The following is a 23,246-nucleotide window of genomic DNA, read 5'->3' on the forward strand; positions in this document are numbered from 1 at the left end:
CTGGGGCACAGGCCTGGGGTACAGGCCTGGGGGCCAGACACGGGGGCACACATGGTTGGGACGCGCGGTTCCCGCGACCGGCAGGGAGTTCGGTTACTGGAGCAGCTCGGCCGGAATGGCGTAGGTCAGCAGGACGGCTAGGAGGTTCTTCGCGGCATGGACGCCGTAGGAGAGCATGAAGTTGTTCCCCGCCCAGACGTATAGCCCCACCAGCACCGCTCCCATCACCAGGTACGGAAGCAGCACGGGAAGCGCCAAGGCTTCTTTGCCCGCAAGGTGGATCCCGGCAAACAGCACTATGGAGATCAGGCAGCAGATCCAGATGTTGAGGTATTTGCTGAGCTTGCCGATCAGCAGGTGGCGGAAGATGTACTCCTCCACAAACGGCGCAATGACCACGAGCAGGGGAATGATCAGCAGCGGCGGCAGGGAGACAACCAGCCCCTGGACGGCTTCCTGGTTGACTGCTGTTTCCGGCGGCCCGGTCACGAGCCCGGCAATGACGCTGAGCAGCAGCATTGCGAAGACACCGCCGGGAATGATCGCCAGGGTCAGCCACGGGCGGGTGGCCAGGATCCGGGTTTCCCGCACCGCGTACCGCCAGGACGCCCAGGCAGCCAGCGCCCCGGCACTGAGGTAGAACGCCAGGTTCACCGCGTAGCCGGCCAGCACCGGATCGGGAATCAGCCGGGTCAGGCCCGGGATGCCCAGCCCGGGCGCATAGCTGAAAATGAGGACAAACAGGACGTAGAAACCGGCGGCAATACCGTCCCGGCGCGTGAACCTGTAGGGCAGCGGCGCAATAGCCGGCCGGTGCTGGTTCGCCACCCTAGACCGTCAGTTCAGCCATGACGCGGGGCATGGCTTCGAGCAGTTCCCCGGCCAGGAAACTCAGCGGCCCCTGGGCCGCGGAGAGCCGGTCACCGGCGGTGGAGTGCAGGTAGGTGCCCCAGCATCCGGCCTGCTCGGGTGAGGCCCGGCGGGCCAGGAAACCGCTGATGGCACCGGCGAGCACGTCGCCGGAGCCGGAGGTTCCCAATCCGGAGTTGCCGGCCGGAATCTCCCAGCGGCGGCCGTCCGGAGCGGCCACCACCCCGTGCAGGGCCACTACGGCCTGGTATTTGGCGGCGATGTCGACCGCTGCCTGCTCGGTCTCGAGGTCCGCCTCCGGGTCCGCGTCCAGCAGCCGGGCTGCTTCCTTCCGGTTCGGGGTCAGGACCAGTCGCCCGGCCCAGCGTTCGTAAACCTCCGGCAGCCCGCCCAGCACTCCCAGTGCATAGGCATCCAGGACGACGGCGGCGGAATCGTTCAGGAGCGGGCCTATCCCGCGCAGCAGCTCCTCGGTTTGTCCGGCGTCGTCCAGCCCTGGTCCGAGCAGCAGCACATCCGTGGTTTCCAGGTCCGGGGCCAGCACCTTCGCGGCTCGGCCGCCGGAGATCTCGCCGTCGTCTTCGGGCAGGGCGACAGAGCCTGATTCCGGCACCGCCACTGACACGGCAATCGCGGCGGACTCCGTGACGGCCAGGGTCAGCTTCCCCGCACCTACCCGCAGAGCAGCGCGCCCGGCGAGCAGCGCGGCTCCCGGAGAACGCCGCGCCCCGCCAACCACCAGGACAGTGCCGCGGTCCGATTTATCCGATGCATCCCGGTTGACCTGCCAGTTTTTCAGCAGGGCCGGCGTGACGATTTCAGCGGGGGTGGACATGGTCTTCATCTCCTGCGTGCTCGGTGACGGGGGCACCGCCGGATTCCAAATGATCAACGCTGTTGAAACTCTCCAAGGTCCAGCGTCCCTGTCCGGACGGCCGCACCAGCCGCGTGATGGACGCGTTGCGCACGCTCGTGCTTGCGGCGATGTCCAGCAGTTCCTGCTCGCTGAGGCGTTCACAGACATAGCGGATCAGCATGATGACCGCGTCGTGGCAGACCACCGCCACGCGCTTGCCGTCCTCGTCGTCGTCCAGGTCCCGCAGCACCGAGCGCAGCCGCAGCGCGACGTCGGCCCAGGACTCCCCTCCCGGCGGGCGGTAGGAGAACTTGCCCAGCCAGTTGCGGCGCTGCGCTTCCTCCGGGAACCGGGCTGCGACGCCCGCGGATGTCAGCAGGTCCAGGATGCCCAGCTCGCGGTCGCGCAGGCGCTCGTCGATGCGCAGATCCTGCGGCGTACCGGGATCCTGCATGGTGGTGAGCTCGGCGGTCTGGCGGGCCCGCAGGTACGGCGAGCACCACACGGATTCCGGATGCTGGTCCGGCGGCAGATTGGCCAGCCAGCGGCCCAGCGCCCGGGCCTGCTCCACGCCGGCCTCGCTGAGCGGGACGTCGGGGTCCCGCAGGCCAATGTCTATGACTTCGGCACCGGAGCGCTGCGCTGCCGTGGCGGCAACATTCCCCGCGCTTTCACCGTGCCGAATGAGGATCAGTTCGATTGCACCCATTCTCCGACTCTACCCCGGGGTAATTCACGGCGCAGGGATCCGGCGCGGAGGGGCTCCGCCGAAGGGCAGTTCGGCTGCCTGAGAAAGTCCCGAAATTGAATCCGCCGGCTTTTTATTTCTGAATGGAAAACGCTCGAAGGGATTTCCACCGACTTTGGAAAAGCCTTGATTTCACCGCACCGCCTGTGTTTAGGGTCAAAGATGAAAAACGCCCGCAAAGCACATTCAAAGGAAAAAGCACCTGCGCCTCGTATCCCGCAGCGCTTCAGCGGCTGCTCCCGTTTTCGTACCGGGGCAGCCGTGCTGGCCTGCACGGCCGCACTGGCACTCTCCTCCTGTTCAACAGGTCAGGCGGGAAACAAGACGGAAAGCGCCGAATCTCCAAAAACCAGCATGCCGGCTGCGTCCCCGTCCACTTCCGTTACTGCCGGGGAATCGGATGTGCAGGAGCCCCTTGTGCCGCAGATTGATGTGGACGGCGTTTCTCCATCCGGCGTTAAGGTTCTGTCAGAGCAGGGCACGGGCACCGGAACCTACACGGTGAAGGGCGGCTTGGAAGCGGGACAGGTCCTCAGTCTCTCTGCCTCCTGCACCCCGGGGGACTCGGTCCGCATCCACCGAGGCATGGCAAGCTACAAAGTTGCCTGCACCAGCCCCGGCTCGTCATTATTCTTCGATGCTCCGGCCGGCGAGCCGGTTTCAGACCTTGAGGTCATGGTGGAAACCGCCGGCGGCTCACCCTACTGGCTGGCGGGATGGGTCCACGACGCGCAGTAGAAGCTGGTCAAGGCCGCCGGGGACCGCCGTCCTGCCCGGTGGACTCAGGTACGGGTTCGTTCATCCGCTTTGCCGCCGTTGCGGACCGTAAAGGTCAGCAGGAAGGCGACGGCGGCGAAGGCCGCCAGCAACATGAGCCCCACAAAATAGCTGCGGTTGGCGGGATCATAGGTGGCCCCCATGACCAGCGGCGGAAAGTAGCCGCCGAGCCCGCCGGCCGCGGCAATGATCCCGCCGATCGTTCCCACGTCCTGTGCCGGGGCAGCGCGCCCCACCCACGCGAACACGCCGCCGGTGCCCAGGCCCAGGAAGAGCGCCATCAGGATGAAGGCAGTGCCGTAGACCCGTTCCTCCTCGGGACGGAGGGCAACGATCACGGCCAGCACCACGGTGCCGGCAAGGGAGGCCAGGGTGACCAGCTTTGGTCCGACCTTGTCCGCAATGGTTCCGCCGATGGGACGCGCTATAACGGCGGCGACGGCGAAGCCCGCGGTCCGGGTGCCGGCGGCGGTCGCGTCATAGTCATAGACGTTGCCCAGATAGGTGGGCAGGTAGTTGGAGAAGGCCACAAAGGCACCGAAGACGACCCCGTAGAGGAAACACAGCTGCCAGGTGACCCGCAGCGTGAAGGCGTGGGTAATTTTCGGGAGCACCGGCTGCGTGGGGGCGTTCCAGGCCGGAGACTCGCGCAGGATCAGCCAGCTGAGCAGCGCCATCACGGCCACGACGACGGCGATGATGATGTGGGCGCCCATGTAGCCGGCCGCGTTGACCAGCCGCGGTGTGAAGAAGGCCGACACCGCAGTGCCCACCATGCCGGCGCCGAAAACACCGGTGGCAAAGCCCTTGCGGGTGCGGTCATACCAGGCCGAGCAGAACGGGATGCCGATCGCAAAGACCGTCCCGGCGATGCCCAGGAAGAACGCGATCACCACCAGGAAGGGGAAGTTCTCCAGCTGTCCCACAATGCCCGTCAGCAGCACCAGCGGGGCGGTGATGCCCAGGATGACGGTGAACATGATCCGCCCGCCGTACCGGTCGGTCAGCGCACCCACGGGGATACGGGCCACCGAGCCCACCAGGATCGGCATGGCCACCAGGATCGAGGTTTGTCCGGCCCCGAGCTCCATGCCCGCCGCATACCGGCTGGAAAGCGGGCCAATGATGGTCCAGGCCCAGAACCCCACCGTCGAGGCGACGGTGGCGACAATGAGATTTCGGAGCTGACCGGATTTCAGGTTCACGGCGGATGCCGGGGTCTGCGCTGATGCTGGCATGGCGTCGGTCCTTACTCGCGGTCCTGCTCGGGCAGGGTGTCAGGGTCAGGGGCGGGGTCAGGGGCGGGGAGTGCCTTTGCGGTCGCGGTCCGGAGTTCCGACCGGTGCCCAGCTGCCGCGCGGCGTCGCACCCCCGCTCACGGGGCGCTTTCCCCGTGAGCGGTAAACGATGTAGGGGCGGAACAGGTACTGCAGCGGAGCGGTGAAGGCGTGCACCAGCCGGGTGAAGGGCCACAGCGCGAAGAGCGCCAGGCCCCACAGGGTGTGGATCTTGAACGAGAGGGAAGCTGCGGTCATCGCGGTGATGTCCGGCTGGAAAATGAAGATCGACCGGAACCAGGGCCCCACGGTGTCCCGGTAGTTCACGATCCCGTGGTCGAAAACGGAGAAGACCGTCGTGGCCAGGCCCGTCAGGATGGCGGCGAGCAGAAAAAGGTACATGGCCTTGTCATTGCGCGTGGTGGCCATGAACACCGGTCCCGTGGTGCGCCTGCGGTAAATGAGCAGCACGATTCCCACCAGTGTGGCGAGCCCGGCTATTGAACCCACCGAGAGGGCAAAGAAGTGGTATCTGTCCTCGTTGATGCCAATGTCATCCATCCAGGTCTTGGGAAGCACCAGCCCCATGAAGTGCCCCGCGATCACTGCCAGGATCCCAAAGTGGAACAGCGGAGAGGCGATGCGCAGCAGCCGGGACTCATACAGCTGGGAGGAACGCGTGGTCCAGCCGAATTGGTCATAGCGGTACCGCCAGATGGAGCCGAGGATCAGCACGGCGAGCACCACATAGGGCAGGACTCCCCACAGCATCACGTCATCCAGGCCCACCTGCACGTTGGCCGGCGGGGGGACATCCAGGGGAACGTCGCGGGGAACATCCAGGGGAACGTCGGCACGCCTCACGGGGAATTCCTTTCAGAAATCGGCAGCAGCCGCGAACTGTACGGCTCCAGGCCCACCGTCTCCGTGGGCGGGCCGTAGCCTGCGGTCTGCATGACGGTCTGCCGGTCCTCGGGGGAAACGCCGGGCAGTGTGGAACAGACCAGGGCAAGCGCCCCTGCGTGGGGCAGTCCGTCGTCGCGCAGGGCCAGCCGCAGCAGTTCCAGCGAAGGGCGGTAGCGCTGCAGCAGTTCGTAGCCGTCCGCAGCGGACACCTTTGCCGCGAACTCCAGCACCAAAGGCAGGTAGTCGGGAAGTTCCGTTCCCTCGGGCAGCGCCCCGTGCGCCCGGTAGATCTCCTTGAATGCCGCCAAGGCCTCACCGCGGCGCCGGGTGTCGCCGTCGGTCCAATAGGTCAAATGCAGGCTGTGCCGCTTGGACAGGTCGAATTCCTGGACGTACTCCGACTGCACCTCGTGCAGGGGACGGTCCGTCAGTGAAGCGAAGAGCTCCTCCACGGGCCCCGTGTCTGCTCCCGCTTCCGCGAGCGCCTCCTTCAGGGCCGGGACAAGGTCAACCAGCGTCTCGTCGGGATACTCGAGCAGCAGCCCCGCAGCCTGCCGGACTACAGCGCTGCGCCGGGGGTGGGCGTCGCGGTACGGCTCCGGATCGAAAGTACCCTTACCTGCCTTGCCCAGCAGCTTCTCCAACAGGCTCACGCTGCTCCCCCTCCCCCGGCGGGCCCGTCTTCGCGGCCGCGGTCGGACTGCGGCCCGTCCCCCTCGGCCTGGTCATACACAGCCCCCTTGCCGTCCCCGGTCGATCCCGGGCTCCCGCCAACAGTGCCGGGGGCACCGCGGTTGTTATCCGCCGGGAAAAGGCCCTTGGGCGAGCCTCGGCCGTCCCAGTTGAGCAGATTCACCCGCCCGCCCAGGTCACCGTTGCCGGTGGGGTCCTCACCGCGCTGGCGAGCCTGCAGAGCAGCGAAGTTCTCTGCGGCCACCGGCATCGGCCGCCCGGACGCCTCACCGAAGACTCCGGTTTGCCCCATTCCGGGCCCGCCCTCCACATCAAGGGAGCAGCCGATCTCCTCCAGGTTGTGGGCGTCCTCCAGATGGGCGCTGGGGATAACATAGCGTTCCTCGTACTTCGCCACGGCCATGAGCCGGTACATGGCGACGATCTGCTCGCCGGTCATCCCGACGTCGGACGCGATCTTCTCGTCCGGCAGGTCGCCGAGGGTGATGCTGCGCATGTAGGCCCGCATCGCGGCGAGCTTGCGCAGCACCCCCGTGACCAGGTCCGTGTCACCGGCGGTGAAGAGCTCCGCCAGGTACTCGACCGGGATCCGCAGTGCCTCGATGGCACCGAAGAGGTTGTCGGCGCTCTCGCCGTCGTGCCCCTGCTCCTTGAGTACGTCCACAATGGGTGACAGTGGCGGGACGTACCAGACCATGGGCATGGTCCGGTATTCGGGGTGCAGCGGCAGGGCCACCCGGAACTCCTTGGCCAGGGCGTACACCGGCGAGCGCCGGGCCGCGTCCAGCCAGTCCTCCGGAATTCCCTCGGCCCGGGCAGCGGCGATGACGTCCGGATCGTTCGGGTCCATCATCAGATCCAGCTGGGCCTCGTACAGGTCCTGCTCGTTTGGAACGGACGCGGCGGCGGTGACCCTGTCGGCGTCGTACAGGAAGATGCCGATGTAGCGCAGCCGGCCCACGCACGTTTCGGCGCAGACCGTGGGGATGCCCACCTCGATGCGCGGGTAGCAGAAGGTGCACTTCTCCGCCTTGCCGGACCGGTGGTTGAAATACATCTTCTTGTAGGGGCAGCCGGTGACACATTGCCGCCATCCGCGGCAGCGGTCCTGGTCCACCAGCACAATGCCGTCCTCCTCCCGCTTGTAGATGGCGCCCGAGGGGCAGGACGCCATGCAGGAGGGATTCAGGCAGTGCTCGCAGATTCGGGGCAGATAGAACATGAAGGTGGAGTCGAACTCCAGCTTTACCTTCTCTTCCGATTCCCGGCGCATCTTCTCCAGCACCGGATCCTGGAGTTCGGTCCGCTCCGATCCGCCCAGGTTGTCATCCCAGTTGGCGGACCACGTGATTTTCATGTCCTCGCCGGTAATCAGGGACTTGGGCTTTGCGACCGGGAAATCGTTGCCGGCGGGGGCATTGATCAGGTTTTCGTAGTCGTAGGTCCAGGGTTCGTAGTAGTCGTTCAGTTCGGGCTGGACGGGGCTGGCGAAGATGCCGAACAGTTTGGCGAGGCGTCCGCCGGCCTTCAGCTTCAGCTTGCCGCGGCTGTTCAGCTCCCAGCCGCCCTTCCACTTTTCCTGGTCCTCATAGCGCCGGGGATAGCCCTGCCCGGGCCGGGTTTCCACGTTGTTGAACCACACGTACTCGGTTCCGGCGCGGTTGGTCCAGGCCTGTTTGCAGGTCACCGAACAGGTGTGGCAGCCGATGCACTTGTCCAGTGCCATCACCATTGCCGTTTGTGCCATGATTCGCATCAGTACCGCACCTCCTGGGAGCGTTTGCGCACTACGGTGACAATGTCGCGCTGGTTGCCGGTGGGCCCGAGGTAGTTGAAGGCCCAGGACAGCTGCGCGTAGCCGCCGATCATGTGGGTCGGCTTGACCAGGATCCTGGTCACCGAATTGTGGATACCGCCGCGCCGTCCGGTGGCCTCCGACTTGGGAACGTCGATAATCCGCTCCTGCGCGTGGTGCACGTACAGGACCCCGGCCGGCATCCTGCTGCTCACGATGGCCCGGCCCACCAGCACCCCGTTGGTGGAGACGCATTCCACCCAGTCGTTGTCCTTTACTTCGATCAGCGCCGCATCCTCCGTGCTCATCCACACCGCCGTCCCGCCGCGGGCAAGCGAGAGCATCAGCAGGTTGTCCTGGTACTCGGAGTGGATCGACCACTTGTTGTGCGGGGTCAGGTAGCGCACCGCCACGGAGAGTTCCCCGCGGGTGCCCAGCGCCGGCTCTCCGAACAGACGGTGCATGTCCAGCGGCGGCCGGTAGATCGGCAGCGCCTCTCCCATGTCCTGCAGCCAGTCGTGGTCCAGGAAGAAATGCATCCGCCCGGTCAGGGTGTGGAAGGGCTTGAGCCGCTCAATGTTGATGGTGAAGGGCGCGTACCGCCGGCCGCCGGTCTCGGAGCCGGACCATTCCGGGGACGTGTTCACCGGCGTCGGCCGGTCCTGCGTGTCGCGGAAGGTGATCTGCTTGTCCTCCGCCCCCTCGGCCAGGTCCGCCAGCGGCACGCCGGTGCGCTTCTCCAGCGTCTTGAAGCCCTGCACGGCCAGCGCGCCGTTGGTGGTGCCGGAGAACAGCAGAATCGCTTCGGCCATCTTGGCGTCGGTGTCCACCGCCGGGCGGCCGGCTGCCGCGCCGCGGTCAAACACTCCGTTCTTGCGCGCCAGCTGGGCCAGCGGCTTGGACACGTCGTACTTCACGTACTTGGTGGTGAATCCGACTTTCTCCGCCAGCGGACCCACAGCAACGAATTTCTCCCCGATGGCCGTGTAATCCCGTTCCACCACTTTGAGCTCGGGCAGGTTCTTTCCCGGGACTGCGGGAATGTCCGTTCCCTTCCAGTCCGGGGCATGCCCGCCGGGCTGCGCAATTTCACCCGGTGTGTCGTGCGTCAGGGCGGTGGCCACCAGATCCCTGCGCACCCCCAGATGGGTTGCGGACTGGCGGGAGAACTCCTCGGCGAGCAGCCGGAACAGGTCGTAGTCGGTCTTGGCCTCCCACGGCGGTGAGATGGCCGGAGTGAACGCATGGATGTAGGGATGCATGTCCGTGGTGTTGAGGTCGTTCTTCTCGTACCAGGTGGCGGCCGGGAACACGACGTCGGACAGCAGGGTGGAACTGGTCATCCGGAAGTCCGCCGAAACGAGCAGATCCAGCTTTCCCTGCGGCGCGTTTTCGTGCCAGACGACGTCGGCGGGCCGGGCTTCACTGTGGTCCTTGCCCATCACGTTGTTCAGGGTGCCCAGCAGGTGCTTCTGGAAATATTCCTCGCCCTTGGCCGAGGATCCCAGCAGGTTGGAGCGCCACAGGATAAGGGTCCGGGGCCAGTTCTCCGGGGCGTCCACGTCCTCCACGGCGAACCGCAGCCTCCCGTCCTTGAGCCGCCGCGCCACCCAGCTCGCTTCATCCGCGGCCTCCCCCCTGGCCACGCCCGCGGCCGCCTCGTCCGCGATGTCCAGGGAGTTCTTCTTATCGAACTGCGGATAAAACGGCATCCAGCCCATCCGGGTGGACTTCGCGATGACGTCCGCCGTGTGCAAACCGCGTAAATGCCCCTGCGCCAGCGGAGACTGCATGGAATCCGAAGAATAGCCGTCAGAGCGGAACTGGTCGGTGTGCATGTACCAAAACGCGGTGCCGATCATGAACCGGGGCGGGCGGTTCCAGTCACCGGCCGAGGCCATGGCTGCCCAGCCGGTGATTGGACGGCACTTTTCCTGCCCCACGTAGTGCGCCCAGCCGCCGCCGTTGCGGCCCTCGCAACCGGTCAGCATCAGCATGGCCAGGATTGCCCGGTAGGTCACGTCGCCGTGGTACCACTGGCAGATGCCGGCGCCGAGGATGATCATTGACCGGCCCTTGGACTTCTCCGCGTTGGCGGCGAACTCCCGGGCCGTGCGAAGCACTGCGTCCGGCCGGACGTTGGTGATCTCTTCCTGCCAGGCCGGGGTGTAGGGGGTGCCGGCGTCGTCGTAGCCCGCCGCCCACTCCCCCGGCAGTCCGTCTCCGCCCAGGCCGGGCCGCGGCACTCCGTACTGCGCGAGCATCAGGTCAAAGACGGTGGTCACCGTGCGGCCCGCCACCGTCGTCACCGGCACGCCGCGGTGCAGGACGGAGCCGACGCCGGTCGGTTCGGTGAACGCCGGCAGCTCCACCCTGGACGTTTCGCGTCCCCACGACGGTGCGTCGGCAATGGACAGGGCCGGCACCACGCCCTGCAGGTCAAGGTTCCATTTGCCTGCGTCGTCGTCGTTGTACCGGAAACCCACCGAGCCGTTGGGCACCACCGGGGTGCCGGCGTCGCGGTCCAGGAGCACCGTCTTGAAGGCCGCGTCGGAGGCCTTGGCCTCGCTGTGGCCCAGATCGGCGGCGGTGAGGAATTTGCCCGGCACCACGCTGCCGTCGCTGCGCTTCTCCAGGGTGACCAGGAACGGCAGGTCGGTGAACTGCCGGACATAGTCCTCGAAGAACGGCACCCGCCGCTCCACGAAGTTCTCCTTCAGGATCACGTGCCCCATGGCCATGGCGAGCGCGCCGTCCGAACCGGCCTGCGCCGGCAGCCATTCGTCGGCAAACTTGGTGTTGTCGGCGTAGTCCGGGCTGACCGAAACCACCTTGGTGCCGCGGTACCGCCCCTCCACCATCCAGTGCGCATCGGGGGTGCGGGTCACCGGAATATTGGACCCCCACATCATCAGGTACGTGGCGTCCCACCAGTCACCGGATTCCGGCACATCGGTCTGATCACCGAAAACCTGCGGGCTGGCCACGGGCAGGTCCGCGTACCAGTCGTAGAAGCTGTTCATCACCCCGCCGATCAGGTTGATGAACCGCGCTCCGGCCGCGTGCGAAACCATGGACATCGCCGGGATCGGTGAGAACCCGGTGCAGCGGTCCGGCCCGTAATTCCTGATCGTGGAGACATGGGCGGCTGCCGTCATTTCCAGCGCTTCGGCCCAGCTGGAGCGCACCAGCCCGCCCTTGCCGCGGGCCTGCTGGTAGGTCCGGCGCCGCTCGGGGTTGTTAATGATGGATTCCCAGGCCAGCACGGGGTCGCCGGTCTCGCGTTTGGCCGCCCGGTACATTTCCAGCAGCACGCCGCGGATATACGGGTAGCGGACACGGGTGGGCGAATAGGTGTACCAGGAGAAGGCGGCCCCGCGCGGGCAACCGCGGGGCTCGTATTCGGGCCGGTCCGGACCGACCGTCGGATAGTCGGTTTCCTGCGCTTCCCAGGTGATGATCCCGTCCTTGACGTAGACCTTCCAGGAGCACGAACCCGTGCAGTTCACTCCGTGCGTGGAGCGCACCACTTTGTCGTGGCTCCACCGGTTGCGGTAGAAGGAATCCCCCTTCCGCCCGCCTTCACGGAAAACCGCCCTGCCGTCAGCGGTTTCATCCCAGCGGGTGAAGAACCTGCCGAGCTTGAGCATTGCATCGGATGCGGGGCCATCGATCCCCGGTGCGGAGCCAGCCATGGTGCCAACGTATTCCAGAGCCGCGGTGCGGTGACAGTACCTGAGGCCAAAATGCCTCCCTCACGGCCGGTTTGGGGCGGAGCGATAAACTCGGAACTGTGAGCACAGAACTTCCAAAACAGGTGTCCGATATTTTCGACCCGCAGCAGTGGCGTCTTGTCTCAGGATTTGAGGACCTGCAGGACATGACCTACCACCGCCAAGTGGAGCGCACAGCCGACGGCGGCATCGTGCGCGACCTGCCGACGGTGCGCATCGCGTTCAACCGTCCGGAAGTCCGCAACGCTTTCCGCCCGGGCACCGTGGATGAGCTGTACCGGGCCATGGACCACGCACGCATGACCCCCGACGTCGCCACTGTCCTGCTCACCGGCAACGGCCCCTCGCCAAGGGACGGCGGCCATTCCTTCTGCTCCGGCGGCGACCAGCGGATCCGCGGCCGCGACGGATACCGGTATGCCGAGGGCGAGACGAAGGAGACCATTGATCCGGCCCGCGCCGGACGCCTGCACATCCTGGAAGTCCAGCGCCTGATGCGGACCATGCCCAAGGTGGTCATTGCGGTCGTTAACGGGTGGGCTGCCGGCGGCGGCCACAGCCTGCACGTGGTCTCGGACCTGACCATCGCCTCGCGGCAGCACGGAAAGTTCAAGCAGACCGACGCCACCGTGGGCAGTTTTGACGCCGGCTACGGTTCGGCCCTGCTGGCCCGGCAGATCGGACAGAAGAAGGCCCGCGAGATTTTCTTCCTCGCCCGTGAATATTCCGCCGAGGACATGGTGGCCATGGGCGCCGTGAACGAAGCGGTGGACCACGAGAACCTGGAAAAGGTTGCCCTGGAGTATGCTGCCGACATTGCCCGGCAGTCCCCGCAGGCCATCCGCATGCTGAAGTTCGCCTTCAACCTCGCGGACGACGGCCTGGCCGGACAGCAGGTGTTTGCCGGGGAAGCCACCAGGCTGGCCTACATGACCGATGAAGCTGTGGAGGGCAAGGAAGCCTTCCTCGAAAAACGGGATCCCGACTGGTCCTCCTTCCCCTACTACTTCTAGGCCCGCCATGGAACTGCTGACCGTCCATACTCCCGCAGGCTTCAACGCCGAAACGCTTCTGGCTCCGCTGGCCGCCGCCCTCGCCGGCGAGGGCCCCGCCGTCGCCCCGCACGCGAACCCGGACCAGACCTTCTCCGGTGAGCTGCCCAACGATGACATAGCCCTGGTGATCAGCACCTCCGGGTCCACGGGCGCACCCAAACAGACCATGCTCACCACTGATGCCCTCGCAGCCTCGTCCATGGCCACGGCCATGGCGCTGCATGCCGACGGGCAATGGCTGATGGCACTGCCGGCGCATTACATTGCCGGGGTCCAGGTGCTCATCCGCTCCCTGTATGCCGGAACGCACCCCGTCTTTATGGACACGTCGGGATCCTTCAGCGCGGCGCGGTTCACGCAGGCCGCCGCCGAAATGACCGACCGCAACCGTTTCACGTCGCTGGTTCCCACCCAGCTGCACCGGCTGCTGACCAACCCGGAACCCGAGACCCTGCGCGTGCTGCGCCGTTTCAACGCTATCCTCCTCGGCGGAGCACCTGCCGGTGCCGGGCTGCTGGCCGACGCCGCGGCCCAGGGCCTGAACGTCGTCACCACCTACGGAATGAGCGAAACCTGTGGCGGCTGCGTGTACGACGGCGTTCCGCTGCCGGGCGTCGATGTCGTTGTGGAGTCCGGATCCCTGTGGATTGCCGGGGACGTCCTGGCCGAAGGCTACATGGGCCGGCCGGAGCTGACCGCTGAACGGTTCCGCTTCAATTCCGGAAAACGCTGGTACCGCACCGACGACGCCGGCAGCGTGCAGAACGGTCTGGTCACCGTCTCCGGGCGGCTCGATGACGTGATTGTCACCGGAGGCATCAAAGTTTCAGCCGCCGCCGTCGCAGCCTCCATCGAGCAGCTGCCCGAAGTTTCCGAAGCCGTGGTCCTGGGCCTGGACAGCCCGGAATGGGGCAGCCTGGTGGGTGCCGCCGTCGTCGGCTCCGTAGATCCCGAAAAGGTGAAGGACGCTGTCCGCTCCTCGCTCGGCAAGCCCGCGGTGCCCAAAGTGGTCCTGCTGCTGGAGGCCCTTCCCCTGCTGCCCAACGGCAAAACGGACCGGATGGGCCTTCGCCTGCTGCTGGATGCCGCGGGGCACACCCACCCCTGAGCTGCAGTGCCCCTGCCCGGGGAACTTCCGCGCTCCACGGCTGCGGAAGAATAGAACGTTGAACATCACTCAAGTAAAAGGACGTTGATTGTGGCTACAGCCGCGCAGTGGTTAGAAGGAGCCCGCCCCCGCACCCTGCCGATGGCGGTGGCGCCGGTCATTATCGGAACGGCGGCAGCATACGACCTGGGTTCCTTCAAACCCCTGCACGCAGTGCTGGCCGCACTGGTGGCCGTGCTGCTCCAGGTGGGCGTGAACTACGCCAACGACTACTCGGACGGCATCCGCGGCACCGACGACAACCGGGTGGGCCCGCTGCGGCTGACCGGTTCCGGCGCAGCACCCGCCAAGCAGGTCAAGTACGCCGCCTTTGCGTGCTTCGGCGCCGCGATGCTTGCCGGGCTGGCCCTGATCGTCCTCTCCTCCACCTGGTTCCTGATCCTGGTGGGCCTGGGCTGCGTCGCCGCGGCCTGGGGCTACACGGGCGGCCGGAACCCCTACGGCTACATGGGCCTGGGCGATCTCTTCGTGTTTGTCTTCTTCGGCCTCGTGGCCACCCTGGGAACCACCTACACCCAGGCCGGCCAGATCAGCCTCCCGTCGGTGCTCGGCGCCGTGGGAACCGGGCTGATCGCCATGGCCCTGCTGATGGCCAACAACGTGCGGGATATCCCGACGGACCGTGAAGCCGGCAAACGGACCCTGGCCGTGCGCCTGGGCGATGAGGCCGCCCGGATCAGCTATGTCATGATGCTGGCGCTGGCCATCCTGCTGCCGCTGTTCATCGCCGCGGACTACCCCTGGGTGCTGCTGGTACTGCTGCTCATCCCGGCCTGCCTGATGCCGAGCTGGCTCATGCTCAAGGGCAAGAAGCGCCGGAGCCTGATCCCGGTCCTGCAGCAGACCGGACTGATCAACCTGGGCTTCTCCCTGTTGTTCAGCCTCGGACTCGTCCTGACCCGGCTGCTGGCCTAGGGCTTACTAGCCGGGCTTGCCTCCGGGGCCTGCCTGCGGGGACCTGCTTGCCCGCTTGGGGGCCTACTTGCCGCGGGGCTTGCGGTCGTTGTCGATCTGCACGTCCGGATGGGCGTCAAGCAGGCTGTCTTCCGCGCCGGCGTCGTCCAGTTCCGCCTTGTTGCGCGAGGGCGGCGCATCGCCGCGGAAGCGATGCTGCACGCTGCGGGCCGCGGCGTCGCGCATCTCGCGGAAGAAGAGGTAGGTGACGCACCAGGCGAGCACGGCGCCGACAATCGCAGACAACACCAGGCCAAGGCCCAGCCAGACGCATGCAGCAAAGAAGAGGGCCACCAAACCAAGGCGGAGAGCGGTAAATTTCCAGAAAGCCACAGGCCCATTCTAGGCGCTCCCGTGCCTTTGCGCGTCTTCGCCGGGCTCTTGGACCGGTTACCGACCCGCCCGGCTCCGGTCGGGAGGACACAGCTGTGGCCTGCTCCACTACAATTGATACATGCCTCGCCTCGTGCTTTTCGGTGTCATCATTGTCGCCGCCGTCATTATTTATGCCATCATCGACTGCGTCATGTCGCGGGCACAGGAGGTGCGCAGCATCTCCAAGACTGCGTGGCTCTTCACGATCGTGCTGCTGCCCGTGCTCGGCGCGCTTTTGTGGTTCCTGTTCGGCCGCCCCAAAAGCGGACCGGAGCCGAAGAACCGCAAGCCCCGCCGCCCCACCGCGCCCGATGACGATCCGGACTTCCTGCGCAACCTCGAGCTCCGGCGCCGCCAGCAGGCGAAAGAAGCCGAGCTCAAGCGCCGCGAGGCCGAGCTGCGCGAGCGGGAGAAACAGGCCGGACAGAAGAAGAACGACGATGAGAAGCCGAGCAGCTAGCAGCCGGCCCACTACCTGACCTCCAGGAAACCCGCTCCCGCACTCCGGGGGCGGGTTTCTTTGTAATGCGGCGGGCACGGCGGCGGGTTGTCAGGGGGCCGGGCACGGCGGCGGGGCCGGGCGTCCATCCGCACAGGTTCCCACTCTCTGAGTTCTCGCGTGCCAGGAGTTGCCCCACCAGCCCCCTCAGCCACGAAGAGTGGGAACCCGTGCGGCGAAGCTCCTCCCAGCCCCTCCCAGCCCCTCCCCGCCCCTTCACGGCTAATGGCTCCCGCTCAGCGGCCCTCCGTGACGACTGGCGGCCCCTCCGTACCGGCGGCGCGGGCGGGGGCAGCAAAAAACCCGCCTCCCGGCGAACCGGGAGGCGGGCTTGGGGCTGCGGACAATCCGTCCGCCGGCGCTTGGCTAGACGCCGGAGTAGCTGTGCAGGCCGGCGAAGTAGACGTTCACAATGGTGAAGTTGAAGATCACGCACAGGTAGCCGACGATCGACAGCCACGCGGCACGGGTACCGGTCCAGCCGCGGGTGGCGCGGGCGTGCAGGTAGCCGGCGTAGACCACCCAGATCACGAAGGTCCACACTTCCTTGGTGTCCCAGCCCCAGTACCGGCCCCAGGCCTGCTCGGCCCAGACCGAACCGGCCATCAGGGTGAAGGTCCAGAGGACGAAGGCGACGGCGTTGATCCGGTAGGAGAAGTTCTCCAGGCTCTGTGCGGACGGGACGATCCGCAGGAAGCCCAGCTTGGACGTTCCGCCGGCGCGGATTTTCGTCTCGCGGTCGGCCTGGAGCAGCTGCAGCACGGACATGGCGAAGGTGAGGGTAAACAGAGCGGAGGCAATGACGGCCACGGAAACGTGGATGATGAGCCAGTAGCTCTGCAGGGCCGGAATCAGGTGCGCCACCGGCGTCGGGAAGCCGATGGTGGCAACCATCATCATGATCAGGACCAGGGCCAGCACCAGGGTGCCGAGGAAGCGAAGGTCGCGCTTGAGCAGGACCAGCAGGAACACAACGGCCACCACCAGGGCGCCGGTGGTGCAGAACTCGTACATGTTGCCCCAGGGCACCCGATGCGCTGCGAGCCCGCGGGAGACGACGGCGGCGGTGTGGATCAGGGCGCCCAGGACGGTCAGTGCGACGGCGACGCGCGCACTGTTCCGGCGCGCTCCGACGTACCCCATGGAGGCGTCGGCGGTCTGCGCAACGGGCTCGCCGTCGGCATCCCAGCCGCGGACATTGCCGTCCGCGAGGTAGCTGTCCGATCCGGAAGATCCCGCGCGGGCGGAACCGGAGGTGCGGGCGGATGCGCCGGAGAGTGCTTCAGCCTTCGCCGGAACCGCAGCGCCCTGCTGCGCCACCCTGCTCTCCACCGCCTTGATGGTCCTGCTGCTCTGTGCGAGGTCCCATGTGAAGGCCAGGAACGCCACCGTATAGGCGAACGCCGCCAACAGCATGAACAGCTCGCTGTACTCAGCGAGGGTGTAGTCAATGGAGGGCATTACGAGTCCTTACCTGTTTCCTTCTCCTGAGCGGCATTGCTGTCCGCCGCTGATGCTTCGGGCTTTGCGTCCCGGTGTGTGCTGTGCGCTCCGGAGCCCGAAGCGGATGTGTCCCCCGCGCCATTGTCCTCCACGGCGCCGCTGCCCGCCAACCACTGCTTCTCCAGCAGCGTCCGGACTGCGGCCGCCTCGCTGGACAACCGCTGGTCTTCGCCGCGGGCCAGCAGCCCGTATTCAACCATGATGCGCCCGTCGGCATGGGTACCGGAGCGGATCCAGACGCGGCGGCGCGCAAGGAACAGCGAAGCGGCCAGGCCGGCCAGCGACAGGGTGGCGAAACCGAGGACCCAGACCTTGGCCGGGTCGTAGTGGATGTCCAGTGCGGCGTACCGCTTGATGCCGTCGAAGGTAATGGAACCCTTCCCTTCGGGCAGCTCGTACGTCTGGTTGGCGCCCAGGACGATGCCGCCGTCGTCCAGGTTCCGGCTGTTGATCTCGGTCAGGTTTTCGGTGTCGAGCACGTAGACGTTGCTCGGCACTCCCTCGTCCAGGCCCAGATCGCCGTAGTAGGCGTTCAGGTTCAGCTGGGGGTTGAACGGATCCGGATCACCGGAGTAGGACACGCCCTGGTCGTCAAGCATGGCCGTGGGCAGGAAGAAGCCCACAAAGCCGAGCTGGTCCGGCTTGGCGTCGGGAGCCTTGATCACCATCAGGGAGGTGTACATGCCGTCGCTGGGGACGGAGACAACCGGGCCCTGCAGCGCAATGTTGCCCTCGCCGTCGCGCACCGTGACCACGGGGGCGTAACCGTTGCCGACGAGGTAGATGCGGCTGCCGCCGATGGTGAGCGGTGCGTTGACCTTCAGGGTTTCCGTGTGCTCTTCGGCGTCCGGGCTGTCCTTCACCGTCATGGTTGCGGCGAAGTCCAGCGGCTGGCCGTAGTGGGTCTGCGACTCACGGTCGAATTCGACATCGAATTTGTCCAGCGTGAGCGAGTAGGGAGCCAGCTGCTCCTCGGTGAAGCTGGTGCCGGGGGTGAAGGAGTCGTAGCCAACCAGGGTGTTAACGAAGGACTCTCCCTCCACCACAATCTTCTGGCCGCTGTAGCCAAACAGCCCGCCGACGGCGATGGAGACCAGGACCCCGATCAGGGCGGTGTGGAACACGAGGTTCCCCACTTCCTTGGCGAAGCCCCGTTCGGCGCCCACTGACGGACGGTCGCCGTCGAGGTCGCGGACGTCCACCCGGTAGCCGCGCTTGCGCAGCATCTGCGCTGCCTGCTCGACGGCGGACGCTGCGGTGAGGCCCGACGACGCCGGGATGGCCAGGGTCCCGTATTCCGGCAGCCGGGACAGGCGCTTGGGGGTGCGCGGGGGCTTTGAGCGCATGGCCCGGTAGTGGGCCTTGGCCCGCGGGATGACGCAGCCGATCAGGGACACGAACAGCAGAAGGTAAATGGCCGAGAACCAGACGGAGGAGTACACGTCGAACAGCTGGAACCGGTCCAGCCAGGGCCCGGTGTCCGGGTTGTCCTCCAGATACTGGGTGACCACGGCGGGGTTGGCCGGACGCTGCGGAAACAGCGAGCCCGGCACTGCCGCCACGGCCAGCAGCAGGAGCAGGAACAGCGCCGTCCGCATGCTGGTCAGCTGGGTCCAGGCCCAGCGGAGCAGACCCAGCGGGCCGAGCGAGGGCAGCTGGACATCGCCGCCGCGGCCGCCGTTTTTGCCGCCCTTGCCGCCCTTTCCGGGCACGGCTGCGGTGCTGCCGCCGTTTTTCTCGGCTTCGGTCAAAACATCCGGTTCACGGTTCAACTGGTTCTCATAGTTCTGTGGAGGGTTCGTGCTGGGCAGGAGCTGCGGCAGGTGGGTGCCGCGCTCATCAGATCGGCAGGGTCACACTATCCAACCAACCTTGGAGATCGTTGATCCAGATGTTCCACACACCTGTGAGCATCAGGATGCCCAGGACAATCAGCATGCCGCCGCCGAACCGCTGCATCGCGAGCCGGTGCCGGCGGAAAACGCTCAGCGCACCCATCCCCCGCCGGAAGCCCAGCGCGATCAGCAGGAACGGAAGTCCCAGGCCAAGGCAGTAAATGAAGGTCAGGAAGGCACCCTTCGCGGCGGTGGCGTCGTCACCGGAGAAGGAGAGCAGCTGCACGGCGGACAGGGTCGGTCCGAGGCACGGCGCCCAGCCCAGCCCGAAGGTGATGCCAAGCAGCGGCGCACCCCAGAGCCCGGCCGGCGGCCTGGCGGCGATCTTCCGGTCCCGCTGGAACCAGCTCAGTCCGCCCATGAAGACGATGCCGAGGACAATGATGGCCGCACCCAAAACCTGCGGAATCCAGGCCTGGTCGGCACCGCGCAGCCAGCCGCCGAGCTGTCCGACGCCTGCGCCGATGATGACAAAAACGGCGGAGAATCCGAGGACGAACAGCCCGATTCCGGCCAGCATCCGTCCGCGGCGCTGCTTCTGCAGATCGACGCCGGTAAGCCCGGTGACGTAGCCCAGGTAGCCCGGCACCAGCGGCAGAACGCACGGCGAGAGGAAGGACACGAGGCCGGCCAGAGCCGCCACCGGGATGGCCAGGAGCATGGATCCGTTGAGGATGGTCTCGGCGAAGACGTTCGCGGCCGGCAGCGCTGCTGCGGGGACGGCGGTTACGGCTGTGACGGCGGAAGGAAACATGCCGGCTAAGCTGCCAGCGCGTCAGATATCAGGGCCTTCAGGGTGCTCTTGTCCGCCAGCCCGAGAATCCGGGCGGCAACGCGGCCCTCACGGTCCAGAACCAGGGTGGTGGGAACGGCCGACGGCGGCACGAACTGCGTCATGGCCAGCAGGATCCCGCCGTCCTTGTCCTGGTAGCTGGGATAGGGAATGGCGAAGGAACGCTCAAAGGCTTCAGCGGTGCTGCGTTCGTCCCGGATGTTCACGCCGTAAAAGCGCGCTCCCTCGGGCTCAAACATCTCGTGCAGTTCCACCAGGTCCGGGGCTTCCTTGCGGCACGGGGCACAGGCCGCGTACCAAAAGTTCAGCACAACCACGTCGCCGGCGAAGTCCGAGGAGGGGACGGTTGTGCCGTCAAAGAGAGTGCCGGAGAATTTCACCGGCTCCCCGCGCTGGTCGGAGGCGTATTCGGTGACGGACCCGTCGCCGGCGATGTAGTTCTTGTTGTCCCCCGCTTTGGCCTGTGCTGCCAGGGGATCCTCGACGGCGCAGCCGGCCGCTGCCGTCACCAGGGGTACGCCAAGGGCCAGACCGGCTCCGAACTTCAGGAAGGAGCGGCGGCGCATGGCATCCGGCTGGGGAATGCTCTGAGGATTTTTCAACTATTTCCAGCTTTCATCGCGGCGGGGGCTGCCACTTCTACAACGCGTAGTAATTCTATTATGCTCCCGGAATATTCGCAGCCCCGGGCAGCAGGTCTGCGGACGGCTCCGCGTAGCGGACGCCGATCAGCGTGTCACCGTCAAAATCCAGCGTAGTAACGGAGGTCAGGGTGCACTGGCGGTTGCGCGGATCATGCCAGAGCTTACGGCCCTCGGCGGCGAGCCGGGTGACCCAGATGGGCAGCTGGTGGCTGACCAGCACGGCTTCGGCCTTGTCTCCGCCCAGCTCCAACGCCTGAACCCGGGCGTCCTGGACGGCGGCCATCACGCGTTCCACCTGGGCTGCATAGGGCTCGCCCCAGGAGGGCTTGAGCGGGTTGTACATCAGCGGCCAGTACCGGGGGTTGCGCAGCCGGCTGGTGACGCCGGAAAGGCCTTCGAAGCGGTTGGTTGCCTCAAGGATGCGTTCGTCGGTGGTGATTTCCAGGCCCAGGGCGGCGGCGATCGGCGCAGCGGTCTCCTGCGCCCGGGTCAGCGGCGAGGCCACCAGGTGCACCAGCTTCGCGCCGTCGTTCCTGCGGGTTTCAAAGTGACCGGCGACGCGGCGGGCCATCTCCTGCCCCAGGTCGGACAAATGGAATTCCGGCAGGCGCCCGTAGAGGACTCCGTTCGGGTTGAAGACTTCTCCATGGCGGACGAGGTGGATCGAGGCACGGGACATGCAACAAGTTTCGCAGAGGAAGCGCCGTGAACTAAATCTGGAAAATACTTGAAGCTTGAATGAATCTGTGCGAGAATAGATGCAAATGCATCGACATGCATCGGGGCGGCGCCCCGACACCCACCAGCAACAGGAGAACACCATGATCCCCAGCGGACTTTCCACCGGCACCTGGACCCTTGACGGCTCGCACAGCGAGGTGGGCTTCACAGTCCGCCACGCCGGAATCAGCAAGGTGCGCGGCAACTTCGACGATGTCAGCGCGGTCATGGAAGTTGGACCGTCCCTCGAAGAGTCGACCATCAACGCAGTGATCAAGTCCGCCTCGTTCAACTCGAACGACGCCAACCGCGACGGGCACGTCAAGGGAGCCGATTTCTTCGACGTCGAGCAGTTCCCCGAACTGACGTTCGCCGTCACCGGCGTAGAAGGCTCCGGCGAGACCTACAAGGTTTCCGGTGACCTGACGATCAAGGGCACCACCCTTCCGGTGGTCCTGGACACCGAATTCAACGGTGTAGCCGTGGACCCCTTCGGCGCCACGCGCGCCGGATTCTCCGGCTCCACCGTCATCAGCCGCAAGGACTTCGGCCTGACCTGGAACGCCGCCCTGGAAACCGGCGGCGTCCTGGTGGGCGACAAAGTGACCATCTCAGTGGATGCAGCCTTCGTGGCGGCATCCTGATCCTGCCTGTCCTGACCGGACCCGGGGTACCGCACCCGAGGCACCGCGCCTGACGAGGCTTCATCCAGGAACACCCCGGCCAGCGGCCGGGGTGTTCCTGTATTTCCGGGCCGCGTGTTTCCGGGCTGTGTGTTTCCGGGCTGTGTGTTTCCGGGTCCTCCCCGGAGCCGGGAGAGGCGGCCCGATGTTCGGGAACCCGCGACGGACGGCTGAGGCCGCGATAGGCTGGGGGAATCCGATTGCGTTCCCCGGCGCCCCGGCGCCATGACCGGCCCCGGTTCGCACGGTGTGCCCGAGGGCACTGCACAGCATCCGACAGCACCCGCAGAACGACTGCTGCATCGAAAAGACCCGGCGTCTGCCCGAGCAGCTCCCTGCACCAACCAGCAAGTAGGCGGCAATGAGCACACCTCCGAATACTCCGGACCCCCGCGACCCGAACCAGCCACGAGATCCCGGCCCCGCCGCCGACGACGGACCCAGGTACGGCCAGCGCCTCCCCCAGCCGCCCCAGCACGGCCAGAACCAGCCGGGGCAGGCCGACCAGCCCTACACTCCGTACGGGCAGCCGGGACCGGCGCAGTCTTCCGGTCAGCAGTCCTCCCCCTACGGCCAGCCCTACAACCAGTCCCCGTACGGCCAGCAGCCCTACGGCCAGCAGCCGCAGAGCCCGTACGGCTATCAGTCCGCCCAGCCTTCCGGTTACGCCTACCCTGAGTCCGGGCAAATGCCCGGCGGCAAGGGTGCGCCGCCGCGTGAGGTCATGACCGGATTCTGGCTGATTCTGGCCGGCGGGATCCTGACCCTGATCTACATGATCGCTTCATCCCTTTCCATCTCGGCGGAGGACATTTTCGGATCGCTGTCCGCCGAGGACCGGCAGGTGTTTGACGAAGCCGGCATGACGGAAGAAACGGTGCAGAGCTTTGCCGCCACCACCGGGGTCGTCATGTCCCTGATTGTGCTGGCCGTCTATGTGCTGATTGCTTTCCTGATCCGCAGCGGCAAGAACTGGGCACGGATCATCGGAACGGTTTTCGCCTCGCTGTCCGCCGTCGGGGTGCTGCTCTCCCTGGTGACCGGTCTCGCGTTCTCCTCCCCCATGGAACTGGTCTCGCTGCTCGCTTCGCTTGCCGGGATCGCCGGAATCGTCATGCTGTACCGCCCGCAGGCGCAGCCGTACTTCCAGAAGCGGCCCCGCTTCGGTCCCTACTACTAAACCCGAGCGCTGCTCAACCTGCACAAAAGGTTCCGCACAAAGGGCCGGCCCGGAATGGGGCCGGCCCTTTTTGGTGCCCCGCATGCCTCAAACCGCTGACGCTGGTCACACCGCGGAAGAA

21 protein-coding genes are annotated in these 23,246 nt (G+C 66.3%); 7 read left to right on the forward strand and 14 right to left on the reverse strand.

All coding sequences use genetic code 11. The annotated features are described in order from the left end of the window. Positions 1–93: 93 nt before the first annotated feature. Genes M1D40_RS15675 through M1D40_RS15685 form a run of 3 tightly spaced genes read right to left on the reverse strand, consistent with a single transcriptional unit; the run spans position 94 to position 2,435 of the window. On the reverse strand, positions 94–828 hold the full coding sequence (locus tag M1D40_RS15675) for a CPBP family intramembrane glutamic endopeptidase (protein WP_341395268.1): 735 nt from the start codon (positions 826–828) through the stop codon (positions 94–96). 1 nt (position 829) lies between these two features. Continuing rightward, positions 830–1,705, reverse strand: coding sequence for an NAD(P)H-hydrate dehydratase (locus M1D40_RS15680; RefSeq protein ID WP_461169436.1), 876 nt, complete (start codon positions 1,703–1,705; stop codon positions 830–832). Then, positions 1,689–2,435 carry a histidine phosphatase family protein gene (locus M1D40_RS15685; RefSeq protein ID WP_461169437.1) on the reverse strand — a complete coding sequence of 249 codons (747 nt, stop codon included), beginning with the start codon at positions 2,433–2,435 and terminating at the stop codon, positions 1,689–1,691. The genes M1D40_RS15680 and M1D40_RS15685 overlap by 17 nt, the downstream gene beginning before the upstream one ends. 456 nt (positions 2,436–2,891) lie before the next feature. On the opposite strand from M1D40_RS15685, the gene M1D40_RS15690 reads away from it, so the two are divergent. Continuing rightward, on the forward strand, positions 2,892–3,212 hold the full coding sequence (locus tag M1D40_RS15690) for a hypothetical protein (RefSeq protein WP_461169438.1): 321 nt from the start codon (positions 2,892–2,894) through the stop codon (positions 3,210–3,212). Between the two features lie 44 nt (positions 3,213–3,256). Here M1D40_RS15690 and M1D40_RS15695 read toward each other — a convergent pair whose 3' ends face one another. The 5 genes from M1D40_RS15695 to M1D40_RS15715 all read right to left on the reverse strand — a co-directional run bounded on the left by M1D40_RS15695 (position 3,257) and on the right by M1D40_RS15715 (position 11,617). Then, positions 3,257–4,489: an MFS transporter gene (locus M1D40_RS15695; protein ID WP_461169439.1), complete on the reverse strand. Its 1,233-nt coding sequence runs from the start codon at positions 4,487–4,489 to the stop codon at positions 3,257–3,259. 57 nt (positions 4,490–4,546) lie between these two features. Beyond that, on the reverse strand, positions 4,547–5,299 hold the full coding sequence (gene narI, locus M1D40_RS15700) for a respiratory nitrate reductase subunit gamma (protein WP_341395316.1): 753 nt from the start codon (positions 5,297–5,299) through the stop codon (positions 4,547–4,549). 89 nt (positions 5,300–5,388) lie between these two features. Further along, positions 5,389–6,087, reverse strand: a complete 699-nt coding sequence (gene narJ, locus M1D40_RS15705) for a nitrate reductase molybdenum cofactor assembly chaperone (protein WP_341395263.1) — start codon at positions 6,085–6,087, stop codon at positions 5,389–5,391. Further along, on the reverse strand, positions 6,084–7,883 hold the full coding sequence (gene narH / locus M1D40_RS15710; protein ID WP_341395262.1) for a nitrate reductase subunit beta: 1,800 nt from the start codon (positions 7,881–7,883) through the stop codon (positions 6,084–6,086). The genes narJ and narH overlap by 4 nt, the downstream gene beginning before the upstream one ends. Next, complete coding sequence (locus tag M1D40_RS15715) at positions 7,883–11,617, reverse strand: nitrate reductase subunit alpha (protein WP_461169440.1); 3,735 nt, start codon at positions 11,615–11,617, stop codon at positions 7,883–7,885. Before M1D40_RS15715 ends, narH begins: the two co-directional genes overlap by 1 nt. 98 nt (positions 11,618–11,715) lie before the next feature. On the opposite strand from M1D40_RS15715, the gene M1D40_RS15720 reads away from it, so the two are divergent. The 3 genes from M1D40_RS15720 to M1D40_RS15730 all read left to right on the forward strand — a co-directional run bounded on the left by M1D40_RS15720 (position 11,716) and on the right by M1D40_RS15730 (position 14,794). After that, entirely contained in the window at positions 11,716–12,669 is a 954-nt protein-coding gene (locus M1D40_RS15720; RefSeq protein ID WP_461169441.1) for a 1,4-dihydroxy-2-naphthoyl-CoA synthase, read from the forward strand. 7 nt (positions 12,670–12,676) lie between these two features. Continuing rightward, on the forward strand, positions 12,677–13,819 hold the full coding sequence (locus M1D40_RS15725) for an AMP-binding protein (RefSeq protein WP_341395259.1): 1,143 nt from the start codon (positions 12,677–12,679) through the stop codon (positions 13,817–13,819). A gap of 90 nt (positions 13,820–13,909) precedes the next feature. Continuing rightward, positions 13,910–14,794, forward strand: a complete 885-nt coding sequence (locus M1D40_RS15730; protein ID WP_341395258.1) for a 1,4-dihydroxy-2-naphthoate polyprenyltransferase — start codon at positions 13,910–13,912, stop codon at positions 14,792–14,794. Positions 14,795–14,857: 63 nt separating this feature from the next. On the opposite strand, the gene M1D40_RS15735 is transcribed toward M1D40_RS15730, so the two are convergent. Beyond that, a complete protein-coding gene (locus M1D40_RS15735) occupies positions 14,858–15,166 on the reverse strand; it encodes a DUF4229 domain-containing protein (RefSeq protein WP_341395257.1) in 309 nt (102 codons plus the stop codon). Between the two features lie 121 nt (positions 15,167–15,287). On the opposite strand from M1D40_RS15735, the gene M1D40_RS15740 reads away from it, so the two are divergent. Then, positions 15,288–15,668, forward strand: coding sequence for a PLD nuclease N-terminal domain-containing protein (locus M1D40_RS15740; RefSeq protein ID WP_341395256.1), 381 nt, complete (start codon positions 15,288–15,290; stop codon positions 15,666–15,668). Positions 15,669–16,073: 405 nt separating this feature from the next. Here the strand turns inward: M1D40_RS15740 and ccsB are convergent, their stop codons facing one another. From ccsB to M1D40_RS15765, 5 genes are all read right to left on the reverse strand, one after another. After that, entirely contained in the window at positions 16,074–17,168 is a 1,095-nt protein-coding gene (gene ccsB, locus M1D40_RS15745) for a c-type cytochrome biogenesis protein CcsB (protein ID WP_461169442.1), read from the reverse strand. Then, positions 17,168–18,922, reverse strand: coding sequence for a cytochrome c biogenesis protein ResB (gene resB / locus M1D40_RS15750; protein ID WP_461171073.1), 1,755 nt, complete (start codon positions 18,920–18,922; stop codon positions 17,168–17,170). Before resB ends, ccsB begins: the two co-directional genes overlap by 1 nt. Before the next feature lie 127 nt (positions 18,923–19,049). Further along, positions 19,050–19,766: a cytochrome c biogenesis CcdA family protein gene (locus M1D40_RS15755; RefSeq protein ID WP_341395314.1), complete on the reverse strand. Its 717-nt coding sequence runs from the start codon at positions 19,764–19,766 to the stop codon at positions 19,050–19,052. A gap of 98 nt (positions 19,767–19,864) precedes the next feature. Then, positions 19,865–20,464: a TlpA family protein disulfide reductase gene (locus M1D40_RS15760; RefSeq protein WP_461171074.1), complete on the reverse strand. Its 600-nt coding sequence runs from the start codon at positions 20,462–20,464 to the stop codon at positions 19,865–19,867. A 94-nt stretch (positions 20,465–20,558) separates the two neighbouring features. Next, positions 20,559–21,221 (reverse strand): histidine phosphatase family protein, encoded by a 663-nt coding sequence (locus M1D40_RS15765; protein ID WP_461169443.1) that lies wholly within the window; start codon positions 21,219–21,221, stop codon positions 20,559–20,561. A gap of 142 nt (positions 21,222–21,363) precedes the next feature. Here M1D40_RS15765 and M1D40_RS15770 point away from each other — a divergent pair, with 142 nt between their 5' ends. Both M1D40_RS15770 and M1D40_RS15775 read left to right on the forward strand, forming a co-directional pair. Further along, on the forward strand, positions 21,364–21,906 hold the full coding sequence (locus M1D40_RS15770; RefSeq protein WP_341395312.1) for a YceI family protein: 543 nt from the start codon (positions 21,364–21,366) through the stop codon (positions 21,904–21,906). A 400-nt stretch (positions 21,907–22,306) separates the two neighbouring features. Continuing rightward, entirely contained in the window at positions 22,307–23,125 is an 819-nt protein-coding gene (locus tag M1D40_RS15775) for a hypothetical protein (RefSeq protein ID WP_341395253.1), read from the forward strand. Positions 23,126–23,246 lie beyond the last annotated feature (121 nt).

The sequence above is a fragment of the Arthrobacter sp. Z1-15 genome, assembly GCF_054792395.1.

What these genes read in the sequence shown, in the direction of transcription:
- M1D40_RS15680 (WP_461169436.1), bottom strand. Translation starts at nt 1,705, where the DNA reads ATGTCCACCCCCGCTGAAATCGTCACGCCGGCCCTGCTGAAAAACTGG.
- M1D40_RS15685 (WP_461169437.1), bottom strand. Translation starts at nt 2,435, where the DNA reads ATGGGTGCAATCGAACTGATCCTCATTCGGCACGGTGAAAGCGCGGGG.
- M1D40_RS15695 (WP_461169439.1), bottom strand. Translation starts at nt 4,489, where the DNA reads ATGCCAGCATCAGCGCAGACCCCGGCATCCGCCGTGAACCTGAAATCC.
- narI (WP_341395316.1), bottom strand. Translation starts at nt 5,299, where the DNA reads ATGCTGTGGGGAGTCCTGCCCTATGTGGTGCTCGCCGTGCTGATCCTC.
- narH (WP_341395262.1), bottom strand. Translation starts at nt 7,883, where the DNA reads ATGCGAATCATGGCACAAACGGCAATGGTGATGGCACTGGACAAGTGC.
- M1D40_RS15715 (WP_461169440.1), bottom strand. Translation starts at nt 11,617, where the DNA reads ATGGCTGGCTCCGCACCGGGGATCGATGGCCCCGCATCCGATGCAATG.
- M1D40_RS15725 (WP_341395259.1), top strand. Translation starts at nt 12,677, where the DNA reads ATGGAACTGCTGACCGTCCATACTCCCGCAGGCTTCAACGCCGAAACG.
- M1D40_RS15740 (WP_341395256.1), top strand. Translation starts at nt 15,288, where the DNA reads ATGCCTCGCCTCGTGCTTTTCGGTGTCATCATTGTCGCCGCCGTCATT.
- ccsB (WP_461169442.1), bottom strand. Translation starts at nt 17,168, where the DNA reads ATGCCCTCCATTGACTACACCCTCGCTGAGTACAGCGAGCTGTTCATG.
- M1D40_RS15755 (WP_341395314.1), bottom strand. Translation starts at nt 19,766, where the DNA reads ATGCTCCTGGCCATCCCGGTGGCGGCTCTGGCCGGCCTCGTGTCCTTC.
- M1D40_RS15760 (WP_461171074.1), bottom strand. Translation starts at nt 20,464, where the DNA reads ATGCGCCGCCGCTCCTTCCTGAAGTTCGGAGCCGGTCTGGCCCTTGGC.
- M1D40_RS15765 (WP_461169443.1), bottom strand. Translation starts at nt 21,221, where the DNA reads ATGTCCCGTGCCTCGATCCACCTCGTCCGCCATGGAGAAGTCTTCAAC.
- M1D40_RS15770 (WP_341395312.1), top strand. Translation starts at nt 21,364, where the DNA reads ATGATCCCCAGCGGACTTTCCACCGGCACCTGGACCCTTGACGGCTCG.
- M1D40_RS15775 (WP_341395253.1), top strand. Translation starts at nt 22,307, where the DNA reads ATGAGCACACCTCCGAATACTCCGGACCCCCGCGACCCGAACCAGCCA.